A 7,146-nucleotide genomic window follows, 5' to 3' on the forward strand; every position below is an offset into this window, starting at 1 on the left:
TGCGGCGGGCGACGGCCGTGCGGCGGGCGACGGCCGTGCGGCACCGGTTCGAACCGTGCCGGGAAGAAGCCCCACCGTCCGACTCGAAGGAGTGAACCGTGCCCCGTATCCGCGTCGGCGTGCTCGGCTGCGGCATGATCGCCCAACTCATGCACCTGCCGTACCTCGCCGAGCTGGAGGACCGCTTCGAGATCGCCGCGCTGTGCGACCAGGACAAGGCGCTCGCCCAGCGGGTCGCCGCCCGGTACCGGGTGCCCCGGGTGCACGAGTCGTTCGAGACCCTGCTGGACGCCGTCCCGTCCTTGGACGCCGTCCTCGTCCTCAACAAGGACCACTTCGGCCCCGCGCTCATGGCTCTGGACCGCGGCATCCACACATTCACCGAGAAGCCCCTGTGCTACACCCTCGCCGAGGCCGAGCGACTGGTCGGCGCCTCGGAACGCACGGGCGCGAAACTCATGGTCGGGTACATGAAGCGCCACGACAGCGGAGTGCAGCGGGGATTGGCGGAGATCCGCCGGACCTCGGCGCCCCGGATGGCGCGCGTACACGTCGTCGTGGGACCCGACTACGGCAACTGGATCATTCCGGAACTCCAGCGGATCGAGCGGCCGACCGGAGCGGGAACCGCGGCCTCCTCCGACGCCGACGGGCGCCTGCCCAAGGTGCGGGCCGAGTTCGGCGCGGCGTCCCCCGCACTGCTGGCCGCGTACATGGACATGTTCGGTGTCTGGAGCCACGACATCAACGTCTTCCGCGCCGCCTTCCCGGCCGCCCCCACGTCCGTCAAGGCCCATGTCTCCGACGACGGGAGCACGCTCACCGCACTGCTGCACTACGCGGACGGACTGCAGTGCGTGTTCCAGGGCGGGACCACGTCCGCCCATCTCTTCGAGGAGAACCTCACCGTCTGGGGAGCCGACCGCACCGTGGAGCTCGACCTGTCCAACCCCTTCCTCCGTCACGTCCCCGCGACCGTGCGGATACGCGAGGACGAGGGGACGCCATCGCCGGGCCAGGCCCGGCCGCCCACGGTCGAGCGGACCGTACGCGGCTCCCATCACGAGGCGTTCAAGGCCCAGTTGTGCCACTTCCACGCCTGCGTGACCACCCCGGCCCTGCGGCCGATCACGACGGGACGGGAGGCACTGGAGGACACCCGGCTGATGCTCGGCATCCTGCGGGCCGCCGCCGAGTGACCCCGGCCGCCGAACGACGCCGGCCGGTGCGCGGGGCCGACCACCGCGTGTGGGTCGCGATGGCCGGCTTCGCCGGGCCGAGCTGGAGCTCAGAGGTCGAACTCGCCGTCCCTGGCGCCGAGGACGAAGGCCCGCCACTCACCCTCGGTGTAGCGCAGCACGTGCCCGTCGGGGTCATCCGAGTTGCGGAGCGCCACCGCGCCGCGCTCCAGGAACGCGACCTCCACGCGCCCCTTCTCCGGGCTGCCGGGAGGGCTCACCCACTCGGCACCGGACAGGTCGAGCCCGTACAGCCACTCCTTCTCCTTGGCGTCGGCCATCAAGTCCTCCAGTTTCCGGCAGAGATCACGTACGCCGACCATGCTACGGGGAAGGAAGATCGCCTCCGGAGCGGTCCCGCGAGCCGCGCTGCGGCGGGCGCGCTTGCCTGATACGGCCGCGTCCTCCGCCGCCCCCACCACGCCCGCGACGTACGTGATGCGCCCGGCATCAGGCTCGAGTAAAGGCGTCTATCATCATGGATGCCCCTTTAGGCGGATAACTGATAGATCGCCCTGTGTCACGTGTGCGTTACTCATGGCGACAGGTCGGCGCCGGGCAGCGTCCGTCCCGTACCGGGTCCCAACTGATCCTTTGCAGACAATTTTTATGGAAGCGAAAACACTTCAGCAGCTCCTCTTGGACGGAACGGCTCGATGACCCGTCTGTTTCGCCGAACGTTTACGTGGAGCGATGATCCGACACAACTGCGTGCCACTGCTCTCGTAGTCGTCGGGATCCTCGCGTTTGCGGTGATCTTCGTCATCAATCCCGGCATCTGGCTGTGGTCGGGGGAGCACTGGGGAGTTGTCGTCCTGGGCAAGGCGTGCATCCTGGTCACCGTAGGACTGGTGGCATATCAGCTCGGCCGGGACGCGGGCCCGCACATCCGCTTTCCCCTTCGGTGCCTGGCCGTGCTTGCCGTCGCGGTCTATCTCCCGCTGCCCTGGGTAGGGCTCGTCTGGGCAGACACTGCCGTGCTGCTCGGCTGGGCCGTCGTGACGATCGGGCGATCGTGGTCCTGGATGGCGCTTATTGCTGTGCTGGTCATGGAAGCTCTGGTGCTGGCGTGGTTCGGCGAGAGCATCAGATCTGTCATCTACCACCTCACGGTCGCAGGGCTCTCTTCCTTGGTGATCTATGCGGTCGTCTATGCCATGAACGTCACTCGACAGCTGGAGAAATCCCGTCAGGAACTGGCGCAGGCGGCAGTCGTCGAAGAAAGGCTGCGTATGGCCCGCGACTTGCACGACTTCCTGGGGCAGAGCCTTGCGGCAGCCGCGTTGCGAGCCGAACTCGTTGAGCACGCAGTGCAGGTCGGCGACGAAGATCGAGCCCTCGAGGAATTGCGGAAAATGCAGCAAGTGCTAAAATCGAGTACTTGCGAACTTCGCGACGTGGCCACCGGACATCGTCAACTGACGTTTGACGAGGAACTCCGTGGCGCCATCGCGCTATTGGAATCAGCCGGTATCCACTGCCGACTCCGTATAGGTGCGGAGCCTCGCTTTTCCAACGAGGTGCTGGCGCGCACCCTACGCGAATGCGTGACCAACATCCTCAAACACAGCGCAGCCAGTGAATGTACCCTTACTACCTCCCTGGCGGCCGAAAGATTCACGATGACGATGGAAAACGACGGCGCGCACGGCAAGATGAATATGGATGGAACGGGCCTGCACGGAATTTCCTCGAAAATCGCCGCCGTGGGTGGACGGATGTCCTACGGGCCCACCGCAGGCGGATTTTTTCGCATCCATGTCGAGATTGCCGCTAACGAGGTGGCATAGTGTCCGGATCCGTGATCAGGGTGCTCATTGCTGAAGACATGGACATGGTGCGCGAAGCACTGGTGGCCCGACTGAGCATCGAACCGGACATCGAGGTTGTCGCTGAAGTCCACCGCGGTGATGCCGTCTTTTCGGTTGCCACTGCCGTGCGCCCGGACGTGGTGGTACAGGACATGGTCATGCCCGGGGCGGAAGGCACGGCTGTCTGCGCCGCTCTCCAGCGCGCTCTGCCGACCTGTCGGGTTCTCATCATCAGCGCGATAGACCATCCCGCCACGTTGCGCTCCGCGGTTCGGGCCGGCGCCCATGGTTTCCTCACCAAGGGCACATCGGCCACCCAACTCGTAGCGGCCATCAGGGATATCCACGCCGGCAAGCGAGTCCTGGATCCGAGCCTGGCGTCAGAGGCCATGCGCCTTGACGAGAATCCTCTCACTCCGCGCGAGCGGGGCATCCTGCAACTCGCGTCCGAGGGGTACAGCAGCCCACAGATCGCCGCGTCATTGCAGCTCGCCGTAGGGACGGTACGCAATTACCTGACCGAGATCCGCTCCAAACTGGGCGCCCGCACACGCGTCGATGCGGTGCGTATCGCTCGGGAGAACAGGTGGCTGTGACTCCCCCGGGCAGTGTTCTGCAGCGACGCCCGCACCGGGCGTAGGGCCGCGGGGCACGGCGCACTTCCGCCACGTTCGGTAGGGCCCCGTCGGGGGTGTGAAAAACTCATAGGGAAGTGGTGCCTGTCTGGCACTGCCGCTGCCGCCGATGCCCGGCGAACCTTGTACTTGTCCGCTTCCGACACCAGCTGAAGCGGGAACTCCTCGAGCCAGCCGTACAAGGTAAGGAACCCCCATGAGCTCGTCGCGCAAGCGTCGTGTCACCGCGGGCATCGCGATCACCGTCTCCACCATCCTCGGAACATCCGCGCTGTCCACTGCTGTCGCCAGCGAAGCCCCCCAGTCCAAGGACTCCAGCACCGCATCCATCGCTGTCGCCGACGCGCCTGAGCCCAGGGCTGGCGCCTGCGAGGAATACAAGAAGATCCTGAAGAACCTGGATGCCGAGAAGTACAAGGACATGTGGGAGTCCGGTCGCGCAGGCCAGTGGATTGGGGCCGCCATCGGCTCAACCATCAACGGCTGCACCGACAACATATTCGCCGTGCTGTACAAGGCGTACGTCGACCAGATGCGCGACTGGTTCGAGCCGAAGCGCGCCGCCATCAAGGCGGACGGCAACCTCCTGAAGTCATACGTCGGAGGGTCCGGCTCACACCAGGAAGTCAGGGCCGAGGTGCTCCGGCAGCAGGGAAGCGGGTTCCTGGAGCCTCTGCAGTACGAGAATCAGTGGAACCGGCCCTACCTGGAACTGGTCAAGGAGGCGGTGATCCAGGCGAAGAAGCAGATGATCACCGATGCCGCCAAGAAGGTCCTCCAGGACATGGGCGACGAGAATTACGATGAGCACGTCGGAGTACTCGACTTCCGCGCCCTGTCGAGCTATGCATTCGACCCCTACGGCGACGCTCACATGGATCGCCTCCACGAGGCGCTCACCGCACTGCTGAACGGCAATCTGAAGCAGATCCAGCTCACTCGTGCGACCACGTCCGGCGGCGGTGAGAATGAGGTGGACCTCTATGGCCACGTCAAGATCAACGGTCAGGCGCTGTGGGAGCGCCCCAGCGATATGACGATGGGTGCTCCCAAGAACTCGGACATGCTCCTGGACCAGCAGATTGTCTACACCACAGGCAACAACGCCACCGTGGACATCAACGTCCTGGACCACGACCCCACCATCATCGACAGGGATGACGTCGTCCTCTACGTCCAGCGGAGCCTGGGGATCGCACCGGGCAACGACTACCACCTTCCGGCTTCCGGCAGCACCAGCGGCACAGCCCGGATGAGCGTGTCGACCGTGAAGGTTCCCAAGCACGGCCAGGAGGTTTATCTGTCGGTCAAGCACAGCGGCAAGTTCGCTGACGGACAGGGTCGCCCTGAGGCCTCGCTCGTCCAGTGGGAGCACAATTCCGCCAACCACCAGAAGTGGCGGCTGTGGGACCCCGACGGTGACGGCTACTTCCTGATCCAGTCTGCGAGCACCGAAAGGTGCATGACCGCAGGTTCTCAAACTTCTCAGGTGGTCGTTCAAAGTGGTTGCTTCAAAAACAACGCAGGAAACCTCTGGAAGTTCTCCCCTGCGGGAGACGGGTACTACCAGCTGATCAACAAGGCGAGTGGTAAGGCCATCGACGTATCCGGCGGCTCGCAGGCGAATGGCTCCGACCTCATCACGCACTCCCCGAGCGCTGGAGGAAAGAATCAGCGCTGGCGCGTCGGCTTGATCCGGGACGGGCTGACCATGCCCAATCTCCCCGACGACGAACCCGTCGAGATCGAGCCCACGGCGTGAGGAATCCCCACTGAAGACGCCCGTTCGGTTACAACAGGTTGCGCAGGGCGAGGTCATCAGGCGTACATGACCTCGCCCACTGCAAAGACCCGGACCGATCGGCGGATTCGAGGGGGTCGTTGCAACACGTGGTCGTGTTGATCGGGCCGTGAGCAGTTCATGCAGACGCTCGGCTGGGGTTTCCCAGCCGAGCGTTTTGCGTGGGCGGCCCAAGCGGTCGGGCCGCCGCAGCGGCGGCCGAGCGGGTGGCCGCCCGGCTCGGTCGCCAGGGCGTCACGCGTTCACCAGCGACCCCCGCCCCGGCTCGATCCGCTCCATGGCGCTGTCGATCCCCAGCCGGTACAACCGCGTCGGGCGGCCCTTGCGGTGCGTGCGGGCGATGCCCTCCGCGGTGACCAGGCCATGGGTCGAGAGCTTGCGGACCAGGCGGCGGCCGCTGGGATCGGTGATGCCCAGCGTGCTGGCCAGGTCGCTGGGGGAGAAGGCCTTGCCCTCCAGGACGCGCTCCATGGCCGCCAGCCGCGACAACGTTGTCGGGCTGAGGCCCACCGAGCGGGCCAGTTCCTCGATGCGCTCGCCGTCCTCCTCCGCCGCGCCCTGGTCGAAGCCCTCCGCGGGGGCGGCCGAGCCCGGGCCCATGGGGCCGATCACGACGCCCCCGTCCTCGAAGAGGTACGCGCAGGGGGCGCCCTCCGACTCCGCCCGCGCCGCCGCCCGTTCGGCCAGCAGGACCGACGTCCTGGCCGACCCGCCGATGCCGAACCCGGCGGCGGCGGTCAGGCCGAGTGACTCCTCGGCCCGGCCCAGCGCCGGTACGGACAGCCAGCCGCGCGTGAGGCGTTCGAATAGCGCCTTGTGGGCGAAGACGACCACGCCCCGGCGCCCCCGGTTCTCGATCCACGCGTCGGCGAACTCCGGGGTGCTCAACAGGAGGTTCATCAGGGCGGCGCGGCGGCGGTCCACTTCCAGGTCCGAGACCGGGAGCGCCCCCTCGCCCCGTGCCACGCGGAACACGCCCGCCGCGAACCGGCCACCGTCCGCCCGCTCCGACCGTATCCGCAGCGCCAGGGCGTGCAGTTCGGCGCGGACCCCGGACGGTACGGGGGCGCCGTTCAGCACGGGCAGGGTGCCGGCGAGGCGCCGGACGACCTCGGTTCGGGCGGAGATCACGTAGCCCCCGCCCGTCCTCTCCAGGAACCGCCGGTGGAACTCGGTGATCGCCGCGGCGTCCCGCTCCCGCGCGTACGGCAGGCAGCCGATCCCGGACCGGTCCAGCCGCAGCGCCTCGGCCACCTCCGCGACGACCTCCGGCGCGAACGTGTCGATGCTGACGGGCGTCGGCGCCCAGCCGCGCGCCTGGGCGCGCGAGAACGCCAGGGCCAGATCGAGCCCCGAGCCGGCCGTCACCGTCACCGGCAGTCCGTCCGGCAGCAGGTCGCGGCACGCGTCGTACGGGACCGCGCCCAGCATCAGCCCGTCCGGGCAGTGCCGGGACAGCGACTCGGCCACGCGGGCCCGGATCTCGTGCTCGTACTCGTACGTCGTCCACCGCAGGGCGACCCCCGCCAGGGCTCCGGCCGCCTCCTCGAAGACCTGCCGGCGGCTGGTGTGAACAACGAGATCGATCGTGATTCCCATGGCTTTCCCTTGCTGAACTCTTGGACTCACCCTCTACGACCCACCCCTGTGCACCCCCCACC

6 protein-coding genes are annotated in these 7,146 nt (G+C 67.0%); 4 read left to right on the forward strand and 2 right to left on the reverse strand.

Annotated features, from left to right (window positions below):
- Nucleotides 1-98: 98 nt before the first annotated feature.
- The gene (locus AOK16_RS09120) at nt 99-1,199 is read left to right on the forward strand and encodes a Gfo/Idh/MocA family protein (protein ID WP_055471739.1); all 1,101 of its coding nucleotides are present in this window, start codon (nt 99-101) and stop codon (nt 1,197-1,199) included.
- Between the two features lie 89 nt (nt 1,200-1,288).
- Here AOK16_RS09120 and AOK16_RS09125 read toward each other — a convergent pair whose 3' ends face one another.
- Nucleotides 1,289-1,519 (reverse strand): DUF397 domain-containing protein, encoded by a 231-nt coding sequence (locus AOK16_RS09125; RefSeq protein WP_055471743.1) that lies wholly within the window; start codon nt 1,517-1,519, stop codon nt 1,289-1,291.
- A 471-nt stretch (nt 1,520-1,990) separates the two neighbouring features.
- Between AOK16_RS09125 and AOK16_RS09130 the strand changes: the two genes are divergently transcribed.
- From AOK16_RS09130 to AOK16_RS09140, 3 genes are all read left to right on the forward strand, one after another.
- Nucleotides 1,991-3,028 (forward strand): sensor histidine kinase, encoded by a 1,038-nt coding sequence (locus AOK16_RS09130; RefSeq protein ID WP_157859155.1) that lies wholly within the window; start codon nt 1,991-1,993, stop codon nt 3,026-3,028.
- Nucleotides 3,029-3,039: 11 nt separating this feature from the next.
- On the forward strand, nt 3,040-3,645 hold the full coding sequence (locus AOK16_RS09135) for a response regulator transcription factor (RefSeq protein ID WP_055471744.1): 606 nt from the start codon (nt 3,040-3,042) through the stop codon (nt 3,643-3,645).
- A 235-nt stretch (nt 3,646-3,880) separates the two neighbouring features.
- Nucleotides 3,881-5,446, forward strand: a complete 1,566-nt coding sequence (locus tag AOK16_RS09140; RefSeq protein ID WP_055471741.1) for an RICIN domain-containing protein — start codon at nt 3,881-3,883, stop codon at nt 5,444-5,446.
- Between the two features lie 273 nt (nt 5,447-5,719).
- On the opposite strand, the gene AOK16_RS09145 is transcribed toward AOK16_RS09140, so the two are convergent.
- Complete coding sequence (locus tag AOK16_RS09145) at nt 5,720-7,084, reverse strand: hypothetical protein (protein ID WP_055471742.1); 1,365 nt, start codon at nt 7,082-7,084, stop codon at nt 5,720-5,722.
- Nucleotides 7,085-7,146: the final 62 nt, after the last annotated feature.

Source organism: Streptomyces pathocidini (assembly GCF_001418495.1).
In the GTDB taxonomy this organism is placed as follows: Bacteria; Actinomycetota; Actinomycetes; order Streptomycetales; family Streptomycetaceae; genus Streptomyces; species Streptomyces pathocidini.

Excerpts from the sequence above, each read along its gene's own strand:
- AOK16_RS09125 (WP_055471743.1), bottom strand. The coding sequence starts at position 1,519 with ATGGCCGACGCCAAGGAGAAGGAGTGGCTGTACGGGCTCGACCTGTCC.
- AOK16_RS09140 (WP_055471741.1), top strand. The coding sequence starts at position 3,881 with ATGAGCTCGTCGCGCAAGCGTCGTGTCACCGCGGGCATCGCGATCACC.
- AOK16_RS09145 (WP_055471742.1), bottom strand. The coding sequence starts at position 7,084 with ATGGGAATCACGATCGATCTCGTTGTTCACACCAGCCGCCGGCAGGTC.